Consider the following 26,976-nt stretch of genomic DNA (forward strand, 5'->3'; position numbering starts at 1 on the left):
CCACATCATTAAGGCTAGGTTTTAGTGGTCTTCCACCTTGTAACCAACACCCCAAACAGTTTGAATAACCTTTTCACCGTTAGTTGCTTCTTCAATTTTATCCCGTAAATGACTCACGTGAACCATGACTGTTTTTGCTGATACGACACTTTCTTGCTGCCATACCCGCTCAAAAATGTCATCTGCTGAGAAAACACGGTTAGGGTGACTGGCAAGTAAGTATAAGATACCAAACTCAAGGGCGGTTAACTGAATTACATCCCCCTTAATCGTCTTAACCTCGTGAGAATCTTTATTGATCAATAATGGACCGACATTAAGAATATCTGGTTGATCATTCGTCACTTCCCCTTGGCTCCGACGAAGTAATGACTTAACTCGTGCCATCACTTCGAGTGGATTAAATGGCTTAGTAACATAATCATCAGCTCCAGTGATTAGACCTTGAATCTTATCCATATCTGCCGTTTTAGCTGAAAGCACTAAAATAGGAATGTCAGAGTCTTTCCGCACCCGCTTAATTACATCCATTCCATCGATTTCGGGCATCATTAAGTCAAGAATAATCAAGCCGATATCAGGATTAGTATTTAGTTTTGTTAATGCTTCTTTTCCGTCATAAGCAGAAATTGGCTCATATCCTTCATTTCGGATGTAAATTTCAAGTAATTGAACAATTTCTTTATCATCATCAACAACTAGAATTTTCATAAGAGGTACTCCTTTTCACAGCATAATATCCTATTTAACATTATAACTAACTATGAGAAAAAAGCGATCATTCTAGGATAGCCTTAACAAAAAGTTTACCCTCCATTATTTCTCGGGAAATAAAAACTGCCGTGACTATTCTTCACGAATAAGGTCATAGCAGTTTCTTATTGAATTAATTATTTATAGTTAGGTGCACTACGAGTAATTTGGACATCATGAGGATGTGACTCAATAAGTCCTGCGTTGGTAATTTGCACAAATTGTGCTTTTTCGATTAATGTTGGAATGTCACCAGCACCAACGTAACCCATTCCTGAACGAAGGCCACCATCGATTTGGAAAACAATATCAGAAACATCGCCCTTGTACTCTACGCGAGCTTCAATACCTTCTGGAACAAGCTTATTAGCTTCGTTTACTCCGCCTTGGAAGTAACGGTCAGAGGAACCATGTGCTTGAGCCATGGCACCCACAGAACCCATTCCACGATAAGCCTTGTACTTCTTACCATTGTCTTCAAAAACTTCTCCAGGTGCTTCGGTCGTACCAGAAAGCATACTACCAAGCATTACTGCATTACCACCAGCAGCAAGAGCTTTTACAACGTCACCAGAGTACTTAATACCGCCATCGGCAATAATTGGCTTGTTATATTCACGAGCAACACTAGCAGCGTCATAAATAGCAGTAATTTGTGGAACACCAACTCCAGCGACCACTCGAGTAGTACAAATTGAGCCAGGGCCGATACCAACTTTTACGACGTCAACACCAGCATCAAACAAAGCGCGGGTAGCTTCACCAGTAGCAACATTACCAGCAATTAAGGTTGCGTCTGGGAAGTGTTCGCGAATTTCTGCAATCTTACGAAGAACACCTGCTGAATGTCCATGAGCTGTATCAATAACGATAGCATCTGCGCCCGCCTTCAAAAGGGCTTCAGCACGTTCAAAAGTATCACTAGTAACCCCAACTGCTGCAGCAACCAATAATCGATTATTATCATCAACAGCAGCCTTAGTTGCGCCTGCAGGTACGACTACGCTCTTTACATTAGCCACTTCTCCTGCTTGGGCTTGGATTGACATGTTTTTGTGAACAACCCCTAAGCCACCTTGTAAGGCCATTGCAATCGCCATTGGTCCTTCAGTAACAGTATCCATCCCGGCACTAATCAATGGAATATGAAGCTTTAAATTATCAGCTAACTGTGTACTCAAGTCAACTTCATTTGGTAATACATGACTTTCGGCTGGAATAAGTAATACATCATCGAAGGTTAAGCCCTTCTTGGCAAATTTCGTGTCCCAATTTGACATCTGTAGTGCAACTCCTTTGATTTTTAATTAGGTATACTCTACTAGGATTTCGCACTGAGGTCAATCTAAATATTTAAATTAATTTAAAAATTAACTAGGCTATTTGCACTCTCTTGATCAATAACCAATGTATTTGCATATCCAGCACTCAAAACACCATGTACTGCTGGTACTTTAGCAACATTTGCCGCCACTAAAATGCTGTGTTTTTTCTTTCGCAACTCAGGAAGTGCAATTCCAATTGTTCGTTGATTGATATCTTCATTTACTATCTGACCCTTACTATCAATGAAACGAGAGAAAACATCCCCTACCGCCTCATGTTGTAATGTTAATTGCTCCTGCTTAGTAAAGTAACCTAATTTGAATAGTAAAGCTGAATCGCGTACTGTTCCTACTGTGAAAACCGCGATATTGGATTGCTCCCCTAATTTCATAATATGCTTGATATGAGTATCGTTAGCGACTAGTTCACGCGTCTTTGCATGATCAAAGATAACCGGTAACGGCAAATACTGCGGAACAGTATTAAAAGCATTCGCAAAAATATTAACAGTTTCAAACGCATAGTTTCGCGTATTAGTATTTGCCATACTGCCTTTCATTTGAACGACAGTGATATCAGTAACGTCTTTAGGTTTCAAATGCAATCCTACTTGATAAACTGTTTTCCCCCAGCCTAATCCAATAATATCTTTATCTTCCACAACTTGTTCGATATATTTAGCACCAGCTGCACCAACTTCTTCAAGTGGGTCATCCGTGCCTGGAACAATAACAATTTTATGCAATGATGGGTATTTAGCGAGCAAGTCCACTTCCAACTGATGAAGCGGAGCAATTGGATTATGAATTTTAATGGTTACTAATCCTCGAGCCCGACCAAATTGTAATAATCGTGACACTGTTGCCCGGGAAATATTCAGTTCAGCTGCAATATCGCTTTGGTTCCATCCATCACGGTAATATAAGGTTGCTACTTTTAGTGCTAATTCAATCTTATTTTTATCATCCATCTAATTCCCCTCCTTTCACATATTAAAAGAGACTGGGCATTACCTCAGTCTCTTTTAATATCTAAACCACATTTTATTATAAAATGCACTCTCTAACCTATGCAAGAAGCTACTTTCCAGCAATCGCCGTTTCAAGCGAAATATTAATCATATCATTAAATGTTCGTTCACGTTCTTCAGCAGTTGCTTTTTCGTCGCCAAAGATTAAGTCACTAACAGTCAAAACTGAAAGTGCCCGGAAATGAAGCTTAGCCGCTAACAAGTAAAGTCCAGCCGATTCCATTTCTGTCCCTAAAATTCCATAGTCCCGAAGCTTTTCCATATCAAGCTCATCATTGTAGAAACGATCGGCAGCAAAGATATCCCCAACTTTTGTTTCAATACCTAATTTACCAGCTACATGATAGGCAGTATCTAACAACTTGAAGTCAGCTAATGGTGCGTAATGGAATCCTGGTCCAAATGTATTTACCGTTACCGCTGAATCGGTTGAAGACCCTTGGGCAAGGAGAACATCGCGAACATGCACATCTGGCGCAATTCCTCCACAAGAACCAACCCGGATAATGGTTTTAACACCAAATTCACGTACTAACTCATTAATATAAATTGACATCGAAGGAATTCCCATCCCAGATCCTTGTACTGAAATACGGTGACCCTTATATTCACCAGTATAACCAAAGGCATTCCGGACTGAATTTACTTGTTTAACATTTTCAAGAAAGTTTTCAGCAATATATTTTGCACGTAGCGGATCCCCTGGAAGTAATACAGTGTCTGCGTAGTCACCCATTTTTGCATTAATATGTGTACTCATTGAAAAATTCCTCCTGTCTCTTTATTCAATAATTTCATGAATTAGCGTCGGTACTTTACCATCATCGCTGATTTTAATACTTTCTCTTAACAACTGTTCTATATCTGGAATTTCGTGGCGGTTACTATAGATTGTTAAAATTGGTTCGCCATCTTTAACGTAATCACCCAGCTTATGGTGTAATTCGATTCCTACACCATAGTCAAGGGCATCATCTGCCTTTTGACGGCCTCCACCTAATAACATGCTGGCAGTTCCAACTTCATCCGCTGAAAGCTTTGTCAATACTCCATCCCGATCAGCTTTGAATGGAATCTTATATTTAGCTTGCGGCATTAAGTGATAGTTATCAACAACAACTGGATCTCCACCTTGTGCTTTTATCATTGCTGCAAACCGTTCAAGGGCTGATCCATCCTGAATAGTTTGCTCTAACATCTTTCGTGCTTCAGTAGTATTTTGTGCTTTTTCACCCATTACAACCATATAACTACCAAGCGTCAAAACTAATTCAGTAAGATCTTTTGGTCCCTTTCCTTTTAAGACATCAATTGATTCTTCAATTTCAAGGGAATTACCAATTTTATTTCCAAGTGGCTGGTTCATATCTGAGATTACTGCCATGCACTTCAGACCTGCTTGTTTACCAATCTCAACTAACGCTTTAGCCAGTAGCCTTGATTGATCAAGTGTCTTCATAAAGGCCCCGGTACCAGTTTTAACATCAATTACAAGCGCATCTGTTCCAGAAGCAATCTTCTTACTCATAATTGAACTAGCAATTAAAGGAATTGAGTCAACAGTGTCAGTAACATCACGTAAGCCATAAATCTTCTTATCTGCTGGCGCAACCTCACCAGTCGCACCCACAATTGCTAAGTTTTCTTTAGCAACTTGATTAATGAATTCATCTTCAGAAAGTTCTACCCGAAATCCCGGAATCGCTTCCAACTTGTCAAGCGTGCCTCCTGTATGACCAAGGCCACGACCTGAAATCATCGGAACCGGAATTCCTGTAGCGGCGACCATTGCTGCAAGTGGTAAACTCACTTTATCACCAACACCACCCGTTGAATGTTTATCAACCTTAATTCCAGGAATTCGGCTCAAGTCTAATCGTTCGCCAGACTCCATCATCTTCATTGTTAGACTCGTCTGTTCTTCTTTGGTCATATCCTGGAAATAGATTGCCATGAGGAGAGCACTAATTTGATAGTCAGGAATCGTTCCATTAACGACGCCATCAACAAAGAATTGTAATTGCTCATCGCTTAGAACTCCGCCATTTCTCTTGGTGTCAATGATATCAACCATTCGCATCGTGTTTCGCCCCTTTCCTTAATTGATCTTAATCGTTACTAATTTCTTTGTAGAAGCTGGTACCTTTTACTGGTTCAACGTTAAAGTTCTCTAAGATAGTTGCACCGAGGTCTGAGAATGTCTTCCGCAACCCAAGTGATTGATTTGGCTTATTCATTGAAGGAGAGTAAACCAACAATGGAACATTTTCACGAGTATGATCAGTTCCCTTAAAACCAGGGTCATTACCGTGATCAGCGGTTACCATCAAAAGATCATCAGGCTTCATTTCATCAAGAACTTTACCTAGGCGCTTGTCAAAGTCCATTAATGCTTGACCAAAACCCTTTGGATTACGCCGGTGACCATACATTGCATCAAAATCGACCAAATTTGTAAAGCAGAAACCGGTAAAGTCTTGCTTCATCACTTCATCAACGTGATCCATTCCATCCATATTACTTTCGTTATGGTATCCTTTATCGATCCCTTCGCCAGAGAAGATATCATTAATCTTACCAACACCAATTACATCGTACCCAGCTGTACGGAGGCGATCCATATCAGTCTCACCAATTGGCTTCAAACTAAAGTCATGTCGATTAGCAGTCCGGGTAAAGTGATCTTTATCGGGACCAACATATGGACGGGCAATAATCCGACCAACCGTATATTCTGGACCATTAACAAGTGTCCGGGCATATTCACAAATCTTGTAGAGTTCCTCAACAGGAATCACATCTTCATGAGCAGCAATCTGCATTACAGAATCACCAGACGTGTAGAGAATTAATTCTCCGGTCTTCATTTGCCGTTCACCATAATCATGAATTACTTCTGTTCCTGAGTATGGCTTGTTAACAATAACCTTTCGTCCTGAGAATTTTTCAAGCTTATCAACAATTTCTTGTGGAAAACCATTAGGGAACGTTGACAATGGCTTCATTACTGGTAAGCCCATCATTTCCCAGTGACCATCCATGCTATCCTTTCCGGCAGAAATTTCTTCCATCTTACCGTAATCACCAATAGCTGGATCAGCAACTGGCACCCCTTCAATTGGAGTATCACGTAAATTACTAATTCCTAATTTACCAAGGTTTGGTAACTTTAAGGCACCTTTGTAATACTCACCAACGTGGCCAAGCGTATCTGATCCAACATCATCAAACTTTGCGGCGTCATGAGCGGCACCTGTACCAACTGAGTCCATTACAATAACAAAAACACGTTTATATGACATTTTCTGACTCCTCCTATTTCTGTAAATTAAGATTAGTAATTAAATTTTTATTGTTTTGCGGCTTCTTCCAAGATTTGAACAGAAGCGGAAACACCTAGACGGTTAGCACCAGCTTCAATCATATCGTAAGCTTCTTGAAGGCTGTGAATTCCACCAGCAGCCTTAATCTTAAAGTCAGGTCCAACTGCTTCACGCATAATCTTAACGTCTTCTACCTTCGCTCCTGAAGTTGAAAAACCAGTTGAAGTCTTAACAAAGTCAGCATCGCCTTTTACAGTAAGCTCACTTGCACGTGCTTTTTCTTCATCAGTAAGAAGAGCGTTTTCAATAATAACTTTAAGAAGTTTACCCTTTTCGTGAGTAGCATCGGCAACCGCTTTGATATCAGCAACAACCGCATCATCATTTCCAGCTTTTAATTCACCGATATTGATAACCATGTCAATTTCATCGGCACCATCTTCAATTGCCTGCTTAGTTTCAAAAACTTTGCTTTCTGTTGAAGTTGCCCCAAGAGGGAAGCCGATAACTGTACAAGTGTTAATGTCAGTACCTTCTAATCCTTCATGAACTCGCTTAACCCAGTAAGGATTGATACAAACTGAAGCTGTGTTGTATTTCCGAGCTTCTTCAACCGTCTTATCAATCATCTCTGGAGTAGCTTCTGGTTTAAGCATTGTGTGATCCATGTATTTTGCTAATTGTGCTTGCGTTAACTTCATAATAATATGATCTCCTCTCAACCTTGAATGCGTTTTCATAAGATTACGTTTATATCTTAACAATCCATTGAACATTTGTCCATAGATTTTAAGAAATTTATTTCAAAAAAAGAGCAAAATAAAAGAGCGAGAAAAACTTTCACCTTTCTCACCCTTATTTATTTTAAAAATAGCCTGGAAAATAGTTCCATTGCTAAGACTATTTGCCGTTTTAACGCCGCGGCGCACGGTTACCATAAAGTGAACCTGTAACATGGAATTTAGACCGGAAGTACATATCACCAATAAAGGTAATAACCCCAATTCCGATGTAAACCCATGGATTAAGCCGTGGGTTGATTACATTTGGCAACATACTTACAAGCATGTAAATAATCAACCATGCTGCCAAGCCGGCAACAATTAAAAGAATCCGTTGCCATAACGGCTTCTTACTTACCCGCTTACCGTTCTTATCAATTTGCGGTTGAACTTGGGTAGCCACATAACCAAAAATCAAGCCTCCAGTGATCGCCACGATTAAAATTGCGGTAATACCACTACTTCCCGCATTCTTTGTTTGCATTGCAGCTGGTGATAACCAGAACATTAAACCAAACATAAAAGTAAAGATACTTAAGAAAATCAGCATATTATCAATTGCTAACAACTTAATTGATTGCTTACTTGCTTCAGCAGGAGTTGGCTTAGGATTCTTCAATTCTTTAGCATATTCGGTTGGAGTACCAAATAATGCCCGCGCAGTTTGGCCCTTCTTTTGCCCTGCTAGCAATTTATCGATGGTTTCCTTTAGCATTGGGTCTTTCTTATCTGAAGGAACACCGAGACGATCCAACTGCTTATTTAATTGATACATAAAATCTTCATTTTTTCGTGTTAGATCATAGTTGCTAAAAGCATTTCCATTTGCTTGCCGACGCTCTTTTTCTAATTGTTTTTGACGTTGGCCGGCTTGTGCATTCCGTGGTTGTTCTTCATTCACTATAAAACTACTCCTCTCTTATCTGCAGAGGTTTAAACGTTGAACCGGAATTCAACAATATCCCCATCTTGCATTACGTAATCTTTTCCTTCAAGACGGAGCTTTCCAGCTTCCTTTACCGCTGATTCAGAGCCTAGTTCATCAAGATCTTCAAAGCTCATTACTTCTGCCCGAATAAAACCACGTTCAAAATCAGAGTGAATAATTCCCGCTGCTTGTGGAGCCTTTGTACCCTTCTTGTAAGTCCAAGCTCGTGTTTCCGGACCACCAGCAGTAAAGAAGGTTTCAAGGCCCAAGAGCTTGTATGCTGCCCGAATCAACCGGTTCAATCCCGGTTCAGTAACACCTTCCATTTCAAGGAAATCAGCCTTATCTGCTTCATCCATTTCGGCAATTTGCTCTTCAGCAGCTGCTGCAACACCAATAACTTCTCCGTCATCTTTTACATGCTCTTTAATTGCATCCATGTATTTGTTGCTATCTGGATCTGCCATATCTTCTTCAGCAATGTTAGCAACGTATAAGACTGGTTTACTTGTTAATAAGAACAGCCCTTTGACAATCTTTTGTTCATCATCACTAAAGTCAATTGAGCGAACACTCTTCCCATCTTCAAGAACTGGCTTAATCTTATTGAGCACTTCTAATTCTGCTAAAGCATCCTTATCACGACCCTTAGCAGCCCGCTGAACTTTTGCCAAACGCTTATTAACAGCATCTAAGTCAGCCATTACTAATTCCAAATTGATAGTATCGATATCTTCAATTGGGTCCACTTTTCCAGACACACTAGTAATATCATTATCATCAAATGCCCGCACTACATGGACAATTGCATCAGTTTGCCGAATATTTTCCAAGAACTTGTTTCCAAGCCCTTCACCCTTACTAGCACCCTTAACAATTCCGGCAATGTCGGTAAATTCAAAGGTAGTTGGGACGATCTTCTTCGCCGGAATTAATTCCTGGATCCGATCAAGTCGACTATCTGGAACTTCAACCATCCCCACATTGGGGTCGATTGTTGCAAATGGGTAGTTAGCCATTTCGGCACCAGCTTTAGTAATTGCGTTAAAAAGTGTTGACTTACCAACGTTTGGCAAGCCAACGATTCCTGCAGTTAATGACATAAATTGTTCACTTTCCTTTTCAATTAATCATTTTTTATTTTAATCTACAATTAGTTATTTGTGATCATCAATCATTAAAAATATTAATCAGCTTGATCAGCTTTTTCGATAACCTTTTTTAATCCCTTATCAAATTTCTGACGGGTCATCATGACAATATGACCACAGCCTTGGCATTCAATTTTAATATCTGCACCCACTCGCGTAATCTTCCAACGGTTAGTTCCACATGGGTGTGCCTTTTTCATCATTACAATGTCACCTTTATCATATGCTGCCATGAGTTATTCCTCCTTAATCTAGGGTTATATTTAATAATTCAAGAATTCGGGTAAAATCTTCATTTGACGTATAAGGTATTTCAATCTTTCCTGCGCCCTTTTTCCGACTTTGGGCAACAGCGACTTTTGTACCAAATTTACTCTGCAACTGTGACTCAGCTTCTCGAATATAAACTGGTTTACGTTGTGTCCGTCGTTCTTCTTTCTTTTTTGCTGTTCCGTTAGTTTGCGTTACAATCTCTTCTAATTGTCGCACTGTAAGGTTTTGTTCAACAGCTCGTTGGGCAAGTGGAACAAGTTTTGTCTTATCTTTTAAGCCGAGAATTGTTCGTGCTTGTCCCATCGACAGTTTACCGGTATTAAGAAATTCCTTGATCACTTTTGGCAAGCCTAGTAATCGCAAGTAATTAGCGATATAAGGCCGGCTCTTCCCTAATCTATTTGCCACCTGTGCTTGAGTTAATGATAACTTGTCCATTAACATTTGGTAGGCCTGCGCTTCTTCAAGTGGTGTGAGGTCTTCACGTTGCAGATTTTCGAGAACCGCGATTTCCATCATCTGGTCATCACTCATCTTACGAACTATTGCTGGAATAGTTTTCTGTTTAGCAATCTTAGAAGCTCTAAACCGTCGTTCTCCTGCAATCAATTCATAACGGTTAATTTTGGGATCCGTTTGCCGCAGAATAATTGGCTGAAATACCCCTGATTTTTCAATCGATGAAGCTAACTCTGCTAACGCCTCTTTATCAAACGTTCGCCGTGGTTGATAGGGATTAGGATGAATTAACGATAACTTGATATCTTGAACCGTTTCATCCGCAAGTTCAGTTACTTCATTTTCCGCAAAGAGGGCTTCAATACCTCGACCAAGCCCACCTTTTTTATTCTTTGCCATGGTTAGCCAACACTTCCTTTGCTAATTGTTGGTAGACGTGCGCCCCCGTTGAATTTTTATCATAATCAATAATTGCTAAGCCGTGACTTGGTGCTTCCGATAAACGGACATTGCGAGGAATAATCGTATCATAAACTTGGTCACCAAAAAACTTTTTGACCTCCGAATTTACCTGTTGTCCAAGGTTTGTGCGCCGATCAAACATTGTCAAAAGGACCCCTTCAATCTTAAGCTGCGGATTGAAGTGTTTACGAACAAGCTTGATGGTATTTAAAAGTTGACTTAATCCTTCCAATGCATAGTATTCACTTTGAACAGGAATCAAAATTGAGTCACAAGCAGTAAATGCATTAATTGTCAGTAGCCCCAGTGATGGTGGACAATCGATTAAAATAAAATCATATTTTTGGCGAATTTCTCCAAAAGAATCTTTAAGCCGTGTTTCTCGAGCCATTAAATTAGTTAATTCTACTTCGGCACCAGATAAGGCAATTGTCGTTGGAGCAATATCAACTCCTTCGTGGCTTGTCTTTTGAATGACATCCTCTATTGGCACTTCGTTAATTAAAACATCATAAATACTTTGCTTAATATTCTGTTTTTCAACGCCCAACCCACTAGTTGCATTTCCTTGAGGATCAAGGTCAATTAATAAGACGTGCTGACCATTCTCAGCTAAGCATGCACCCAAATTAACGCTTGTTGTTGTCTTACCAACACCGCCCTTTTGGTTTGCAAGGGCAATTACAGAACCCATTTTTTGGCCTCCCTACTGTTTCTTCGGAATCTCAATTGTTAATTGATAAGTATCGCCTTTTTCTTCCTCATGCATTTTAATTTCAAAGCCTTCATTTGTCGCCAGCTTAATTGATTTTTTAATCGTATTTAAAGCTAAACGCGCATCATTAACCTGCTGAGTTTTTTTACTTTGGGACTTCTTAGCTGTCTTTCGTTTAGGAGCCCGCTTCTTTTCTGCCGGTTTTTCTACTGGTACTTCTTCAACGTCTGCTGTTTCTTCAGTATGATCTTCAATAGATGCCAGTTCTTTGCGCTTAGCAGCTGCTTTTAATTCTGCAATTTCTGAAGGTAATGGACGTCCTAGCAAACGAGCAACTTCATCTTCCGTCTGCCGAACTGTTAACCGTTCATTAACAATCCGCATTAACATATCACGTTGTTGCTTTTCATCTAAATCTAACAATGCTCGACCATGACGTTCCGTAATCCGGTGATCTAAAATAGCCGTTTGGACAGGAGTAATCAGGCGAAGCAACCGTAATTTATTGGCAACAAAGGACTGACTCTTTCCCATTCCCTTTGCTAATTGCGATTGCGTAAGATGGTTTAAGTCCATTAATTGCCGGTAGGCCTGCGCTTCTTCGACTGAACTCAATTGCGACCGTTGCAAATTTTCGATGAGGGCAAGCGATGCAGTTTCTTGATCACTCATCTTTTCAATTATTGCTGGTGCCTTTTCCCACTTCAAAAGCTTCATCGCCCGGTATCGACGTTCCCCAGCAATAATTTCATATTTTGCTGGCTCGTATTCACGCAAAATAATTGGTTGTAACAACCCGTGTTCATCAATTGTCTGTGCTAATTCACGGATACCGTCTTGATCAAAAACCTTTCGTGGTTGATAGCGGTTAGGAATGATTTGATCAATTTTTACTTCTACGACCTTATTTTTTGTATTATCAGAATTATTTTTTCCAATACCAAATAATGAAAAAGCCATACTTTCAACTCCTTATCTTATTGAATTGGTTTTTTACTTGGTAAGCCTGGACGACGTGGATATTTATTAGGAGTCGCCTTTATCTTATCAATCACAATAATATTGCGTTCTTCATCAGTTCCCGGTAAAGTCAATGTCACCGTTTTTTGAACTTTTCCACCAAGCTGTTTGATTGCTGTTCCACCTTGTTGAAGTTCTTCGGGAGCAGCACTTGCCTTATAAGCAATAAATTCCCCACCAACTTTAGCAGCTGGCAAACATAATTCGCTCAAAACTGATAGGCGGGCAACTGCGCGGGCGGTAACAATATCGAATTTCTCCCGATATGGACTGTTCTTAGCACTAAAAGTCTCTGCCCGATCATGAATTAGTGTAACATCGGTTAAACCGAGCTTGGCAACTAAGTCTTCAAGAAAAGCGATACGCTTATTTAACGAATCGACAATCGTTACCTTTAATTGCGGAAAAGCGATCTTCAACGGTAACGAAGGGAAACCGGCACCAGCACCGATGTCACATAATGTCAGTTTTTCACTCTCTAAGCGTAGTTCAGCAAACGCTCCCGTAATTGAATCATAAAAATGTTTTAAATACACTTCATCCTTTTCAGTAATCCGTGTCAAATTTACATGTTCATTAGTTTCAACTAATAATCGATAATAGTCAGCAAATTGTTGCATTTGTTCTGCTGATAAGGTAATACCATGATCAGCTAATGCTTGTTGAAATTGTTCAGGATTCATTTATTAAGTCTCCTTTCGTGAAACATTTTTTGTTTCACGTCCTCTACTACTGTACCGTAATTTTGCCATTGTTGCAACCGGATTACGTGAAAATTGGAGCGTAAAATAAGGGATCAAGATAGCAGTCACGAGCGACTTCTATCTTGATCCCTTTCCTAATGTTTTCAATATTTGATCTAATGCTTCAGAAAGTCTGGATCCATGAAGACTGGATAAGGATAATTATAAAATCCTTGTCCTGATTCTTTTCCTTCGTGCCCTTCTTGAATCATCTGTTCCATTTTATCGGCAATTTCCTTATGACTTTCATCCTTAGTCTGAGCATAAGCATTCCGTTCAATTTGCGCTGCTGTCCGTAAACCAACCATATCTAAAATACCAAATGGTCCCATTGGTGCACCTGTCGAAATCATCCAATCCTTATCAATCATCGCTGGATCAGCAACTCCTTTAGCCCATAAGCTAAGGCCAGATGCAAGTAACGGAATCAAAAGCGAATTCAGAATATAACCATGTTGTTCCTTATTAAGGATAATAGGAACCATCTTTATTTCCCGAGCAAACTTTGTAGCTTCTTCAATCACCTCTTGACTCGTTTGGGAGGTGCCCATAATTTCAACTACATTAAATTTCCAAATTTGGTTGGCAAAGTGCATATTAAGAAATTTTTCTGGTCGATCAGTATAAGGAGCTAGTTGGCTAGGGATGAATGTAGAGGAATTGCTAGCAAAGATTGTTTTTTCCGGAGTTAATTCTGAAATCTTCTCGTAAAACCGCTCTTTTAACTCTAACGATTCTGGTAATGCTTCAATCATTAAATCAGCATCTTTAACCGCTGTTGCAATATCATCAGTAATTACTTTAATGTTATCAAGGCCTTGTTGAAATTCCTTATCTGTCAAATGTAAGTCACGTTCATAATCACTTTTTAGCGCCTTAATCCGTCGTTCAGCGGTATCAATATGGTGATTATATACACTGACATTAAAGCCCGATAAAGCCGTTTGGTATGCAATCTGACTACCTAATACACCAGCGCCAGCAATCATAATATTTTTCATTTCGTATTTCCTCCTTACTTTAACTACTGCCATTATATCGTAAAGCGCTTACACTAGAAAGTAATAAAAAGAGCCGCAAGCAAGCTTCCAGCTCCTAGTATCTTATTTCATTTTGCTTACTTCTTCTAAGAACCACTTATTGAAGTATTCAGCATCAATGTCTAAGCAAACTTTTGCGTTGGTCTTGCCATCATGGTAAGCAGCGCGAATATCACCAACAGTAGCACCAATTGCTGGACCATCTGTTTGAATATCAACCCACATATCCTTTGTAGTAAATGCTTCTGGGTGAAGAAGGTAGAAGATAGTATTAACATCGTGCATTGGACGCCCTTGATCACTACCGTCATTGTAGTGCGTGATTAATCCATGTAACATTTCACCAGTCTTATTAAGGCTACCAAGTTTTTCAATTGTATCAGCGGTTAAGAGAGCCTTTAGAGTAACATCCAATCCAACAGTTACAATTGGAACACCTGCGTTGTACATAATTTTAGCAGCATCTGGGTCGGTAAAGACATTAAATTCGGCAGCACTGGTCATGTTACCACCGGAGAACGAACCACCCATCGCAACAATTTGCTTAATGTGACTCTTTACTTCTGGGTATTCGCTAAAGAGTAATGCAATATTAGTGTATGAACCAGTTGGAACCAGGATAACTTCATCTTCGGCCATGATGGCATCATGAAGTGCTTCAACTGCAGTCTTATCAAGAGGCTTGCCATAGTCATCACCGAAATCATAACCCGGCATTCCTGATTCACCATGAATTCGGGCAGCATCTTCAAAAGGCTTAATCAATGGTTGCTTGGCACCTGCTGCAACCGGAATATCCTTACCGAAGAAGTGAATAATCTTCAAGGCGTTAGCAGTTGTTTTATCAGCAGTAACATTACCGGCAACTGTTGTAACTAATTTTAGGTCTAATGATGGATCATTAATAGCCATCGTTAAAGCTGCTGCGTCATCAATACCTGGGTCAGTATCCATAATAATCTTTGTAGTCATAATTTTTGTCTCCTTTTTATTGTGCAAGCGTTTTCTGATTTAATGTTGAAAAAAGCAGCCTTCTCAGCTGCTTTTCCATTTCTACCAAACAAAGAGGCCAACAAATGCGGCTGATAATAATGAAACTAAAATACCAGAAAGCATTAAATAACCAATGTTTGAAGCAATGTAATCGTTGTTTTCTTTGTCAACTAATCCCTTGAAGGCACCAATAATCATACCTAAAGTACCGAAGTTAGCAAATGAAGTTACGAAGACAGTCAAGACAGCTCGCAAGTGAGGTGCGTAACTGTTGATTTCACCAGTAACCTTACCCATAACAACGAATTCGTTAGTAATCAACTTCATACCCATATCTTGAGAAAGCATCCATGCTTGGTGAACAGGTAAACCAAGTAACCATGAGAATGGGAACATAATAACACCTAAGATACTTTCAAGTGAAAGGTCCTTCCAGAACAATGCTAAGATAGCATCGATCAAGGCTGCCAAAGCAACGAAGGCAACAACGTTAGCAATGATGATAAGGATTAACTTACCAGCACCTAAAATTGAGTCGCCCAAGAAACTGAAGAATGGTTCACGCTTATCAGAGTCAACTTCAGCACCAACCTTTTCGATGGTGTCGTCTTCAGCTGGAACCTTAACAGGGTTTAACATACTTACAGCAATCAATGAGTTAATAATATTAATTGGAACAGCAGTCAGAATATATTGTCCTGGCATCATTTCAATATATGCACCAAGAATTGAAGCAGTAACACAAGACATTGACATCATGGCAATAGTCAAGTTACGTTCCTTGTTCATGGCACGTAATTGCATACCAGAAACAGCTAAGACTTCAGTGTTACCTAAGAACATCATTTCTACAGCAAAGAATGATTCAAACTTAGGTTCACCAGTAATGAATGAAAGTCCACGTCCGATCCACTTAATAATCCATGGTAATACACCAATGTAGTTTAAGATATCGAACAATGGAACAATCATAAGAATTGGCATCAATGCAGAACAAATGAAGTTAAGGTTCTTTGGTGTGTACCAATCACCTAATGCAAACACAGTTCCTTTTGCAGATACATTAACAATCCAAGCAAAACCATCAGCGGCCGCTTTAACCCCAGCACGACCAGCTGCTGAACTTACTAGGAACCATGCTAAAAGTAAGTTCAAGACTACCATGATTCCTACAGTCTTCCAGTTGATTTCCTTTCGGTTCTTGGAGAAAAGCCATCCAATTCCAAGAAAGACAATCAACCCAATAATGTTGATAATAAGATACATAGACATGGCTGTGTACCCTCCTTAAATAGAATATTCGTTAACAACCGTTCCAAATTAAGATAATATAATTGCAATTGTGGCGAGTTAACTACTTAAGAATATCTTTAAATTTGCTTCCTGTAAAGCGCTGTTTTGTAGACAATTTGTGAATTTTTATTATTTTTTAAATTATAATTTTACAATTCACTCATTTTATTAACTTTTCAACTTTTTGAAATTTCACAAAGTTTTTCCAGAACTTATGAAAACGTTATCATATGTTAGTAAAAAGAAACGGAAAGATACACGTAGCAGATAGTCTTTGCTATGCATCTTTCCGTCGCCCCTGCCAAGGTTTTTCTATTATACTCAATTAATATCAGTTGAGCAAATGTTCAGCTATTAGGAGAATTAATTTACAGTTTCACTAAGTTAGCTATTTCCCAGGAAATAATATAAAATCTTTAGAGTTTAAACTGGCAGAAGCCCGGGACGTTTATCGAAATAACATTCCGGGCTTCTCAACCATGAAGAAGTGGGAAGAAAGGCCGAGTATTATTATTTTAATTTTTGGTAACTTATCTATCTGCTTAATACGAGGAACTTAAGCTTATCATTATAGGTTCGTTGTAGATATGGCCACTATTTACTTTTAGCTAACATACTTTTTTACGGAAACTAAAGCGTTTCATGTGGAGTGGGGTGTTGGTATTTTCATGCAAAAAGTCTAATTAACGTACTTCAAAGTAGTTTTATTATGAGAAGATGTTTGTTAAATTCGGCCTTCTATCTTTCCACACTTTCAGTATAATCCCTCCCCTATCAAAAGACAACAAAACCGCGTCACGTCGGGATTTATGTCTCCTTTAATTATTAAACAAAACTATCTTTTCTATTACTTTTTACCATTCTCTTAAACTAATAATTGTCAAATGCAAAAGAAAAGAGACTCAAATTTTTTGAGCCTCTGCCAAGTTTTTAATTTTTCTTCTTCAAAAATCCATAACCATAAGCCAGCAACGCAAAAATGACGATTGAAAGGATTAATGGAATTCGTGTTGAATCAATGAAGAGTAGAATTACTAGAACTGCCAAGAAGAAAATAATTGTTAACCAACTAGTAATTGGATATCCTGGCATCTTAAAGTTCGCAACTCCCTTTGGATTCTGCTGCCGGAACTTAATGTGGGCAACCAAAATAATGATCCACGTAAAGATAAAGGTAATTGTTGAAATCCCCGCAATCACATCGAATATTCCTGCCGGCATAATGTAATTCAAGATAACCGTAATAAACAGAATCAATGAAGAAAAAGTTAACGCATGATTAGGCACTGCCTTCGCACTTAATTCACCAAAACGTTTTGGTGCGTTTCCACTTCGAGCTAATGAGTAGAGGGAACGACTAGTACTAAAGATCGCACTGTTTGTTGCAGACATTGCAGCGGTTAAAACCACAAAGTTTAGAATCGCAGCTGCTCCCGGAACTCCAATTGCCGCGAACACTTGAACAAATGGACTAGAAGTAGTCTTAATCTGGAACCATGGGTAAATTGACATCATGGCAATCATTGATCCGATATAGAACAAACCAATCCGAACTGGTAAGGTATTAATTGCCTTAGGAATATCTTTATCTGGATTCTTAGTTTCTCCGGCTGTTAATCCTACCATTTCAATTCCAACAAAGGCAAAGACTACCATTTGGAAAGACATCAAGAAGCCCATTGGACCGGTAGGGAAAAAGCCCCCTTGATTAACTAAGTTTGAAAGTGTTACTGGTCGGCTTTCAACATGGCCATGCATTACAAGCAAGACAATTCCTACTGCTATCAAGGCTAAAATTGCGATTACCTTAATCATTGAGAACCAACTTTCTAGTTCACCAAATAGCCCAACGTTTACCATGTTTACTAACATTAATAAAATAACAATAATTAACGGCCCAACCCATTGTGGTAAATTAGGAAACCAATATTTCAAGTAAATACCAGTTGCAGTAAGATCAGCCATTGCTAATGTTAGCCAACATGCCCAGTACATCCAGCCGGCGACAAATTCCATTCGGTCACCAAGGTATTCCTTAACCGAATCAATAAATGAATGTTTTGAAGTATCAGCTAAAATAAGTTCCCCTAACGCCCGCATCATAAAGAAGCAAAAGATACCGACGATCAGGTATGAAAGAATGATTGATGGACCTGCTTGGTGAATAGCTGTTCCTGATCCAAGAAAAAGACCGGTCCCAATAGCCCCACCAATAGCAATCATCGTCACGTGACGACTTTTAAGCGATCGTTCTAACTTCTGTTGTTGTTTTTCGTCCATAATATGCCTCCTTAAAAAATTTAGTTAATAACAAAAACGTTTTCTTAAACAAATAAAAACGTCTCTGGTAATCAATACCAGGGACGTTTTTTAACGCGGTTCCACCCATCTTTATAGCTCACTTTCGTAAACTACCTCTCGGTTGATAAGGAAACCACTCCATTTTAAACGCTCATGCCATTTAATTGGATCCAGCTTTCAGCAAATACTGGATTCTCTGTCAACCAATTATTAGAAGTTACTCATTATTATAATGATTATCCTAACTTTGTCAAATTTAAATTACTAAAAGTCAGTTGATAATTAAATATTTAATACTTTATCCAAGAAATTCCTCGTATCTGGATGTTGTGGATTATCAAAAATCTCTTCTGGGGTACCTTGTTCACGAATATCACCATTATGGAAGAAAACTACTCGATCAGCAACTTGCTTAGCGAACCCCATTTCATGAGTTACCACGATCATGGTCATCCCCTCTTGCGCTAACCGTTTCATTACTTCCAAAACATCCCCTACCATTTCAGGATCCAAAGCGCTCGTTGGTTCATCAAAGAGCATTACATCCGGCTTCATTGCAAGGGCACGGGCGATCGCTACCCGCTGTTTTTGACCGCCAGATAGCTTTGTCGGATCCGCTCCTGCTTTATCAGCTAGCCCAACTAAATCAAGATAGTGCATAGCGTCCTTTTTCGCCTCTTCTTTGGTCGTCTTTCCAAGTTGCACAGGCGCCAAAGTGATATTCTCCAAAACATTCATATTTGGAAAGAGATTAAAGTGCTGAAAAACCATCCCGATATTTTCCCGAACCTTGTTAATATTTACTTGCGGATCAGCAATATCGTAGCCATCAATATAAATATGGCCACTATTTGGCTCTTCAAGTTTATTAATGCAACGAAGAAAGGTACTTTTACCTGATCCAGATGGCCCAATCATGCAAACCACCTCATTGGGTTTTACGTCCAAGCTAATACCTTTCAGCACCTCATTACTTCCATAACTTTTGTGCAGATTCTTTACTTGTACTTTATAGTTTTTATCCATATTAACCCATCCTCTTTTGTACGTAGTTTGATAACCAAGTCAACAGGGTAATGATGATGATATACATCGTCCCAATGATTAACCACATCTTAAAACCTTCCATATTCTGAGAAATAATAACAGTCCCAGTTTGTGTAAGTTCCATTACACCAATTGCGGAAAGGATTGAGGTGTCTTTCAAGGTAATAATAAACTGGTTAACTAACGAAGGAATCATTAACTTAAACCCTTGGGGAGCAATAACCTTAATCAGAGCTTTACTGTATGGCAACCCTAAACTTCGCGCTGCTTCCCACTGCCCAATATTAACAGATTCAAATCCACCTTTAACAATGGCACCAATATAAGCCCCCTCATCAAAGGTCAAAGTTAAAATTCCGGCTAAGAAAAGTGGTACTTTATGGCCAATAACATTGGGAATTCCCATGTAAATGAAGAATGCTAAAACAATCATTGGGATACCACGGAATATATAAATTAAGGTACTAGAAACAGCATTCGCAAATTTATTTTGCACAATACCCAATACCCCTAGAATTACTCCAAAGATCATTGCAAAAATAATGCCAACAACGGTTAATTCAATTGTCATCCATAACCCACGAAGCAAAGCTGGATAATTGGCACGAATTAGTCCTAAAATTGTCCTATCAGTCGCACTGTCCTTCGTCGTTTTGTCACTCTTAGTATATTTATCAATGATTTGATCCATTTGGCCAGTATCTTTTAGCCACTTAATCCCATCATTCATCTTTTTCTGTAATTCTAAGTTCTTGCCCTTTTGGTATCCAACGGCAACTGGTTGCGCATCAATTGGCTTCTTTGTCACAACCTTAAGCGGGACACCTTCCTTAATTCCGTATTCAAGAACAGGGCCATCATCAAAAGTAGCTGCTGTGTTCCCAGTCTTCACATCGTTCCACATCGTATTTGAAGAATCAAAGTAGCGAATTTTGTAACCGTACTTCTTTTGGTTATTCTTCAAAAATAATGCCGCGCTTGTTCCTGACTTAGCAGAAACTGTTTTGCCTTTTAATTGGCTCATCGACTTAATATCGCTATCTTTTGCAACAGCCATCACAACCCCACTAGTATAGTAGGCCGTTGAGAAGTCATATTTTTCCTTTCGCTCATCTGTAACACTCATTCCTGCAATTACAGCATCGACCTGTCCAGATTCAAGAGCTTGAAGGTCACCATTAAAGCTCATCGGCTTCAATTCATACTTAAAATGCTCATGCTTAGCAATTTTCTTAAGCATTTCAATTTCGATCCCAGGATTCTTTCCTGAGTAACCCCCTTTACTATCTTGAATTTCAAATGGTTCAAAGGTGTTGTTAGTTGCAAACGTGTATGTAGGTTCGGCGGCAGATACCCGCTGAGGTTCGACCATTTGCCACCCCACTACAATTCCAAGAACTGCAACAATGGTGATGATCATATTTTTTATCTTGCTGCTATGCATCTGCACCGACTCCTTTTTAATCAAATTTTAACGTTGATACTACTTTATCATCGCTAGAAAATAAAATAAATATTCTTCATTAAAGTTTGTGTTTATCTAAGATGTCAGCGTTTTAAACAAGAATTTATAAAGATAACAGCCAGTAAAAAGTTAATTTTATTAAGTTCCTTTTAGTTATCCCCAATTTTTCTTAGATTTTTTTAATCAAAAAAAGAAGCTCAGATTCAACAATTTGAACTTCTTCATTAAGAAATAATCCTCTATTCTTATTTGTTAACCTTATTACGGAAAGGAACTGCATTTTCCTTAGTAATCTTAGTAACACCATGCATGTATGGTACCAATACTTCTGGAATCGTTACAGATCCATCAGCATTTTGGTAATTTTCTAGGATAGCTGCAACTGTCCGACCAACGGCTAAGCCAGAACCGTTAAGTGTGTGAACATACTGTAACTTACCATTTTCATCCCGGTATTGGGTATGCATCCGGCGAGCTTGGAAGTCCAAGCAGTTTGAACAACTCGAAACTTCACGATACTTATTTTGTGCTGGCATCCACAATTCAAGATCATGTGTTTCAGATGCGGTAAAGCTCATATCACCAGTAGTTAAGGTAATAACATGGTATGGCAAGTTTAACTTCTTCAAGATGTTTTCAGCATTAGCAGTCATCTTTTCAAGTTCATCCCATGAGTTTTCTGGCTTAGTGTACTTAACCATTTCTACCTTGTTGAATTGGTGCATCCGGATCAATCCACGGGTATCACGACCCGCTGCTCCCGCTTCAGAACGAAATGATGGTGTTAAAGCAGTCACGTAAACTGGTAATTCTTCAGTTGGGATAACTTCGCCACGGTAGTAATTAGTCAATGGAACTTCAGCTGTTGGGATCAAAGTCATATCCTCACCGTTAACCTGGTAAACTCCTTCTTTGAACTTAGGGAATTGACCAGTACCGTACATTGAATCAGCATTAACAATATATGGTGGTAAGACTTCGGTATATCCTTCCTTCATGTGTTCATCAAGCATGAAGTTGTAAACTGCCCGTTCAAGCTGAGCACCAAGACCTAAGTAGTAGACAAAACGTGCACCAGAAACCTTACCAGCGCGATCAAAGTCTAAAATACCAAGGTTTTCACCGATATCCCAGTGATGCTTAGGTTCAAAATCAAAGTCCCGAACCTTACCGACTTTCCGTAATTCAACGGCACCGTCTTCCGTTAAACTAACTGGAACACCATCATGCGGAACATTCGGAAGATGAGCCATCTTATCATGGAGTTCAGCATCATTTGCTTCAACTTCAGCATCTAATTCCTTGATCTTATCACCAAGTTCACGAGTTTCCTTAATGGCTGCATCGGCAGATTCACCATTCCGTTTAGCTTTCCCGATCTTCTTAGATGCTTCATTACGTTGCGCCTTCATTGTTTCAGTTTGTTGGAGCAATTCCCGCCGCTTTTTATCTAGCGCAATAACTTCATCGATTTCTTCTGGTTTTACACCACGCGTAGCTAACTTTTCCTTATAAAAATCAGGTTCTTGACGAATCTTTTTAATATCTAACATCGTATTTCCTCCTAATTATATAAAAAAGAGCCATTCCATCCCTTATATTTTGGGACGAAATGGCTCTAGTTCCGCGGTACCACCCAAGTTTGACTATCTTTAGTCACCCTTCGAAGTAGATAACGGCTACTATCCGTGCAGAATTACCTGCCCACATATTTTTGCACCGGAGTTTCGGCTGACAGCTTTCACCACCCGCTGCTTCTCTGAACAGCCTACTTGAAATGCATTCGTGTTTTCTATTCTGCAATTATCTTATTACACTTTTTCTAATTTATCAATTGAATTTTTATTTAAAACAAAAAAGGATTTTCACTTCTGAAAATCCTTTTTTGGTTAGTTTACGCACAACTAACTTTGGTGATAAGTCCACCATTCAACATTTAAAACCTACCACCAAGCGACTTACATTACAGTAGGCTAGCACATTTACCATACTGTTGTAATTCTGTGCCGACTTTTTGAGGTATCACTAGTATTATGTGTACTGTTGAATCATTGTTTAGCACAATTGTCATGAACAGTAAAAAAACTTCTCAGTAGCATATATACTTAATGCGATAAAACTAAACTATTATCTGCTTATTGCTGTTGGCGAAGACAATAAGGCTTTTAAGTTATCTGGGGGAGATATTGCTACTCATGCCTAAAGTAAAGTATTCGGGGGTTTCTTCTTATAAGCATTATCAGTCTACCGTTTGCCATATCGATCTAAACAAGTATTCAGACTTTCTATGATACCTACTATATAAGACTATAGGCCTTATACCTATTAGGGAGTAGTGGTTGCAACAAACAATGCACAAAAATCGTTGCTAATATCAATAACTTAACTGTTACCACTGTCCAGTTAAGCGACAACCACTATTACGGTTAAATACATCAAGGTATCGGGGGGTCGCCTGTAATGAATCAACTATAATAGCCTATATCCGCCAGTTTATAAGGAACTTGTCCTAAACCAACTGGCACATACTTGTCACTATCTCATAGAGCCATATTAAGTTATGCAATAAATTACTTGAAATATAAGTAAAAGGTGAAAACTCATCGAGATAAGTAGCGATCTGTCCTGATCACTACCAGGTTGCGTTTCATCTGTGGTCGTCGTCCAGATGAACGTCGTCACCTGTTGGCAAGTTGCAACCAATCCTGCATTAAACAGGTGGTAAAACTGGCTGTCTCATCAAAGATCAAGCAACTTTCTAATCAACTCAATTATTAAGCGATTGATAACGAAGCTAATTATTAGTTGTATGATCTTCTAAGCGAATATTTACTAATAGCTTTCAATTTTCATTCTACTCTCTTAGAAGTTTTTTTCAACTCATTTATCAGTGGAAAATACCATTCATTATAGACCAGCCATTAACTTTTGTTGTCTCGCCAACGTTTGATGGCAATTTTATAATTTGTTTTTTTCAATAATCTACTATAATAAATGACGATTTAATCATATGTGCTAGCAACAATCAATTTGCTTTTATCATTTGATTATCATTCAGTTATCAATAATTCATTTAAGAAGCATTAGTTCTTTCGTCTACGTTTTGTGGCACCACCAACCAGAATACCAGTTAAGCCAAGAGCAGCAAGGCCAAGAATCTCACTCATATTGTTATGACTATTTCCTGTTTGTGGTAATGTGTCCTCACCTTGTCGTGATTCTTCATTAGAAACAGATTCACTCGTAACAACTGGTGGCACTGCCTTTTTTTCAGCATTTGATGTCGTAACCGTATTATTTTCTGAAACAGCTTGTGGCATGACAGGAGTTGACTTGGCAACATCCTTCTGCCCTCCTAGTAATGTTGGTTTCAATTCAGGGGCTACTGGTTGAGTTGGTTTAGGAGTTACTGGTGTTTCCGGTTTACTTGGCGTTGTCGGAGTAGTAGGGGTAACTGGTGTTGGCTTCGTGTAAACCACAGGGGTGTCTTGAATTGGTCTCGTTGGAGTAACAGTCGATTCTTCAGGAATATAACCCGGAATATTTGGTACAGGCTCATTTGGAATGACCTTCGTTGGATTATTCGGGTCATTAGTGTATGGCACTTCTGGAACACCCGGAATTGGATTATCGTCTGGCGTAACCGGAACGATATTACCGACCTTAGTATAAGTTACATTTTCAGTAATATTCTCTTGAACAGTCTTTTGTCCACCAGCAACAGCCTTATCCGCAACATAGCCCTTAACTACCGGAACATTCACTTCTTTATAATGTTCTTCATTTGGTGTCCAAGCAGTTGTAAATTGACCATCTGGAATAATTGCACCAGTTACCCGATCAACGGTAACCGTCCGCGTCCAAGTTGAGGTTTGGACATTATTAGCCGGTGTTTTAGCTCCTGCACCACTGTAATGAATTGTCAGAGTGTAGTTCTTAGTGTAGTTATCCTTTGCTGGCCATTTTGGTCCGTTTGGTTCATCAGGATTTACTGGTGTCCCCGGTTCATGTGGATTATTAGGACCAACTGGTGCATAGCCGTGTTTCATTACAACTGTAAAGACTTGTGTAGTATCTGAGACATCATCAAAGGTTGCATCATTGGGATAATTACTACTTACAAAGACATAGCCTTGATTTTCCAATTGTTTGATTGTGGCCGCAGTACTGTAGTCAATCTTTGTGCCACTAATCCCTTTCAATTGACCAGAAGTTGTAATCAATTTATCATTTTCACTTTGATCAACATAATTTACAATCGCAGTTTGCTCCTCTGTTGGTTGTGGTTTTATCGGATTCCTAGTATATGGAACATCAGTATCAGTCCCTGGATTTTCTGGTGTAACAGTTGGAACTTCCGGAGTATAGCCCGGAATCTCTGGAACTGGTTCGTTTGGTGTTACTCCAGTTGGATCATTTGGATTAGTCGGGTATTGTGGATGATCAACATCTGGAATTGGTGTTCCGTTCTTGTCAACTGGAATAATGTGACCATTCGGCGTGTACGTAACAGTAGCTGTTTCGTCCGTCATCGTTACAGTTGGTCCACTTACTTCCGCCTTATCAGCATGGTAGCCTTCTACAACTGGAGTTTTAACACTGTCATAAGTTGTCTTGTTAGGTTCCCATTCCGTTGTACTAATGATTTTACCTGTAATGTTGTCAACTGTAATCGACCGTGTCCATTGCGCGTTTTGAACATTTGGTTGTGGGTTCTTTGTACCAGCACCTTCATAGTTAATGGTAAACTTAACATCTTTGCTATAATCAACGTCCTCTTTAGTTACCTTTGGACCATCGGGATAGCTAGGATTAATCGGTTCGCCAGGAGTTGCCGGCTTTTCTGGATTGTAAGTCGTTGTTCCGTGTTTCATCACAACTGTGTAAACCTGAGTCTTGCCCATGTCATCATCAAAGGTTGCGTCTGCGGGATAATTACTGCTTACAAAGACATAACCTTGGTCTTCCAATTGCTTGATTGTAGCTGCAGTACTGTAGTCGATCTTAGTACCGGATGGACCAGTTAAGTCCCCCGAAGTCGTAATCAACTTATCGTTTTCGCTTTGATCAACGTAATTTACAATCGCGGTTTCGGTATTATTGTAAATTACGGTCGTATTTTTAGTTGGGTCGTTCGGGGTAACAGTTGGCACGCTTGGAACATAACCCGGAATATCAGGAACTGGTTCATTTGGTGTCACCTTAGTTGGATTATTTGGATCATTAGTATATGGCGGTTGAGGTACATTAGGAATTGGCTTCCCACTCGGGTCGACCGGAATAATCTTACCAACTTGATGGTAGATAACTGTTTGGGTAACATTTGGATCTGTAATTTTTGCAAGCAAGCCACCAGCTGTTGCCGTATCTGCTACATAACCCTTAATTACTGGCACTTTAACGTTACCAAATTGGTAGCTTTCTTGGTTCCACTTACCTTGTGTGATTACTTTACCAGTTTGGGTATCAATAACGTTACCTGAGTAAGTAAAGTCAGTATGATCAACAACCGCCTTGGCTAACTCATTACCATTTTCATCGACGAACTTAACAGTTTGTGATCCTGGAATATTTTGTTGGTCAACAATCTTCGTCCCATTACTTACTAAGTCAACAGTTACATCAATATTATTACTGTTATTAGTGACGGTAATGTTCTTAACAGCTCCATCATCAGACACATTATCTGCAGTGACATTTTGGCCCGCGGACATAGCAGAAAACGCATCAACATGGTAGCCATCCAGACTTGGAGCAGGATAGCCATTCAAGGTTGCTTCATCCTTAGTAGATCCATCAGCTGTCCAAGTTAAGTGACCTTGTTTAACCTGACCATTTTCAGTAACAATTTGGCCATTTACAACATCAACCA

22 protein-coding genes are annotated in these 26,976 nt (G+C 39.2%); all 22 read right to left on the reverse strand.

Annotated elements, in window-relative coordinates:
- Positions 1-21: 21 nt before the first annotated feature.
- Positions 22-711, reverse strand: coding sequence for a response regulator transcription factor (locus tag H5S10_RS04460; RefSeq protein WP_003665397.1), 690 nt, complete (start codon positions 709-711; stop codon positions 22-24).
- Positions 712-890: 179 nt separating this feature from the next.
- Positions 891-2,033 carry an IMP dehydrogenase gene (gene guaB, locus H5S10_RS04465; protein ID WP_003669685.1) on the reverse strand — a complete coding sequence of 381 codons (1,143 nt, stop codon included), beginning with the start codon at positions 2,031-2,033 and terminating at the stop codon, positions 891-893.
- An 83-nt stretch (positions 2,034-2,116) separates the two neighbouring features.
- Positions 2,117-3,049, reverse strand: a complete 933-nt coding sequence (locus H5S10_RS04470) for a sugar-binding transcriptional regulator (RefSeq protein WP_182587303.1) — start codon at positions 3,047-3,049, stop codon at positions 2,117-2,119.
- A gap of 109 nt (positions 3,050-3,158) precedes the next feature.
- Positions 3,159-3,869 (reverse strand): purine-nucleoside phosphorylase, encoded by a 711-nt coding sequence (gene deoD / locus H5S10_RS04475; protein WP_003665392.1) that lies wholly within the window; start codon positions 3,867-3,869, stop codon positions 3,159-3,161.
- Positions 3,870-3,890: 21 nt separating this feature from the next.
- Complete coding sequence (locus H5S10_RS04480) at positions 3,891-5,189, reverse strand: pyrimidine-nucleoside phosphorylase (protein WP_182587301.1); 1,299 nt, start codon at positions 5,187-5,189, stop codon at positions 3,891-3,893.
- 28 nt (positions 5,190-5,217) lie between these two features.
- Complete coding sequence (locus tag H5S10_RS04485) at positions 5,218-6,411, reverse strand: phosphopentomutase (RefSeq protein WP_182588881.1); 1,194 nt, start codon at positions 6,409-6,411, stop codon at positions 5,218-5,220.
- A gap of 47 nt (positions 6,412-6,458) precedes the next feature.
- Positions 6,459-7,133 (reverse strand): deoxyribose-phosphate aldolase, encoded by a 675-nt coding sequence (gene deoC / locus H5S10_RS04490; protein WP_182588882.1) that lies wholly within the window; start codon positions 7,131-7,133, stop codon positions 6,459-6,461.
- 211 nt (positions 7,134-7,344) lie between these two features.
- The gene (locus H5S10_RS04495; protein WP_182587299.1) at positions 7,345-8,115 is read right to left on the reverse strand and encodes a DUF1129 domain-containing protein; all 771 of its coding nucleotides are present in this window, start codon (positions 8,113-8,115) and stop codon (positions 7,345-7,347) included.
- A gap of 32 nt (positions 8,116-8,147) precedes the next feature.
- On the reverse strand, positions 8,148-9,245 hold the full coding sequence (gene ychF / locus H5S10_RS04500) for a redox-regulated ATPase YchF (protein ID WP_003669674.1): 1,098 nt from the start codon (positions 9,243-9,245) through the stop codon (positions 8,148-8,150).
- Between the two features lie 83 nt (positions 9,246-9,328).
- A complete protein-coding gene (locus tag H5S10_RS04505; RefSeq protein ID WP_019253201.1) occupies positions 9,329-9,526 on the reverse strand; it encodes a DUF951 domain-containing protein in 198 nt (65 codons plus the stop codon).
- Positions 9,527-9,539: 13 nt separating this feature from the next.
- Complete coding sequence (locus tag H5S10_RS04510) at positions 9,540-10,424, reverse strand: ParB/RepB/Spo0J family partition protein (protein ID WP_019253202.1); 885 nt, start codon at positions 10,422-10,424, stop codon at positions 9,540-9,542.
- Positions 10,411-11,181, reverse strand: coding sequence for a ParA family protein (locus H5S10_RS04515; RefSeq protein WP_144226499.1), 771 nt, complete (start codon positions 11,179-11,181; stop codon positions 10,411-10,413). Before H5S10_RS04515 ends, H5S10_RS04510 begins: the two co-directional genes overlap by 14 nt.
- A 12-nt stretch (positions 11,182-11,193) precedes the next feature.
- Entirely contained in the window at positions 11,194-12,162 is a 969-nt protein-coding gene (locus H5S10_RS04520) for a ParB/RepB/Spo0J family partition protein (RefSeq protein ID WP_182587297.1), read from the reverse strand.
- A gap of 17 nt (positions 12,163-12,179) precedes the next feature.
- Positions 12,180-12,905, reverse strand: a complete 726-nt coding sequence (gene rsmG, locus H5S10_RS04525; protein ID WP_182588883.1) for a 16S rRNA (guanine(527)-N(7))-methyltransferase RsmG — start codon at positions 12,903-12,905, stop codon at positions 12,180-12,182.
- A 176-nt stretch (positions 12,906-13,081) separates the two neighbouring features.
- Positions 13,082-13,966 carry a 3-hydroxyacyl-CoA dehydrogenase gene (locus H5S10_RS04530; protein ID WP_182588884.1) on the reverse strand — a complete coding sequence of 295 codons (885 nt, stop codon included), beginning with the start codon at positions 13,964-13,966 and terminating at the stop codon, positions 13,082-13,084.
- Positions 13,967-14,068: 102 nt separating this feature from the next.
- Positions 14,069-14,977: a ribonucleoside hydrolase RihC gene (gene rihC, locus H5S10_RS04535; protein WP_182587294.1), complete on the reverse strand. Its 909-nt coding sequence runs from the start codon at positions 14,975-14,977 to the stop codon at positions 14,069-14,071.
- A gap of 81 nt (positions 14,978-15,058) precedes the next feature.
- Positions 15,059-16,264 (reverse strand): NupC/NupG family nucleoside CNT transporter, encoded by a 1,206-nt coding sequence (locus H5S10_RS04540; RefSeq protein WP_035153464.1) that lies wholly within the window; start codon positions 16,262-16,264, stop codon positions 15,059-15,061.
- Positions 16,265-17,221: 957 nt separating this feature from the next.
- On the reverse strand, positions 17,222-18,571 hold the full coding sequence (locus tag H5S10_RS04545; RefSeq protein WP_182587293.1) for an amino acid permease: 1,350 nt from the start codon (positions 18,569-18,571) through the stop codon (positions 17,222-17,224).
- A 303-nt stretch (positions 18,572-18,874) separates the two neighbouring features.
- Complete coding sequence (locus tag H5S10_RS04550; protein WP_182588885.1) at positions 18,875-19,618, reverse strand: amino acid ABC transporter ATP-binding protein; 744 nt, start codon at positions 19,616-19,618, stop codon at positions 18,875-18,877.
- A gap of 1 nt (position 19,619) precedes the next feature.
- Positions 19,620-21,083, reverse strand: a complete 1,464-nt coding sequence (locus H5S10_RS04555) for an ABC transporter substrate-binding protein/permease (protein ID WP_182588886.1) — start codon at positions 21,081-21,083, stop codon at positions 19,620-19,622.
- 266 nt (positions 21,084-21,349) lie between these two features.
- A complete protein-coding gene (serS, locus tag H5S10_RS04560) occupies positions 21,350-22,657 on the reverse strand; it encodes a serine--tRNA ligase (protein ID WP_182588887.1) in 1,308 nt (435 codons plus the stop codon).
- A gap of 1,530 nt (positions 22,658-24,187) precedes the next feature.
- Positions 24,188-26,976: mucin-binding protein (locus H5S10_RS04565; protein WP_267905334.1), on the reverse strand; the 2,789-nt coding region annotated here is incomplete at its 5' end.

This window comes from Limosilactobacillus balticus, assembly GCF_014145615.1.
GTDB lineage: Bacteria > Bacillota > Bacilli > Lactobacillales > Lactobacillaceae > Limosilactobacillus > Limosilactobacillus balticus.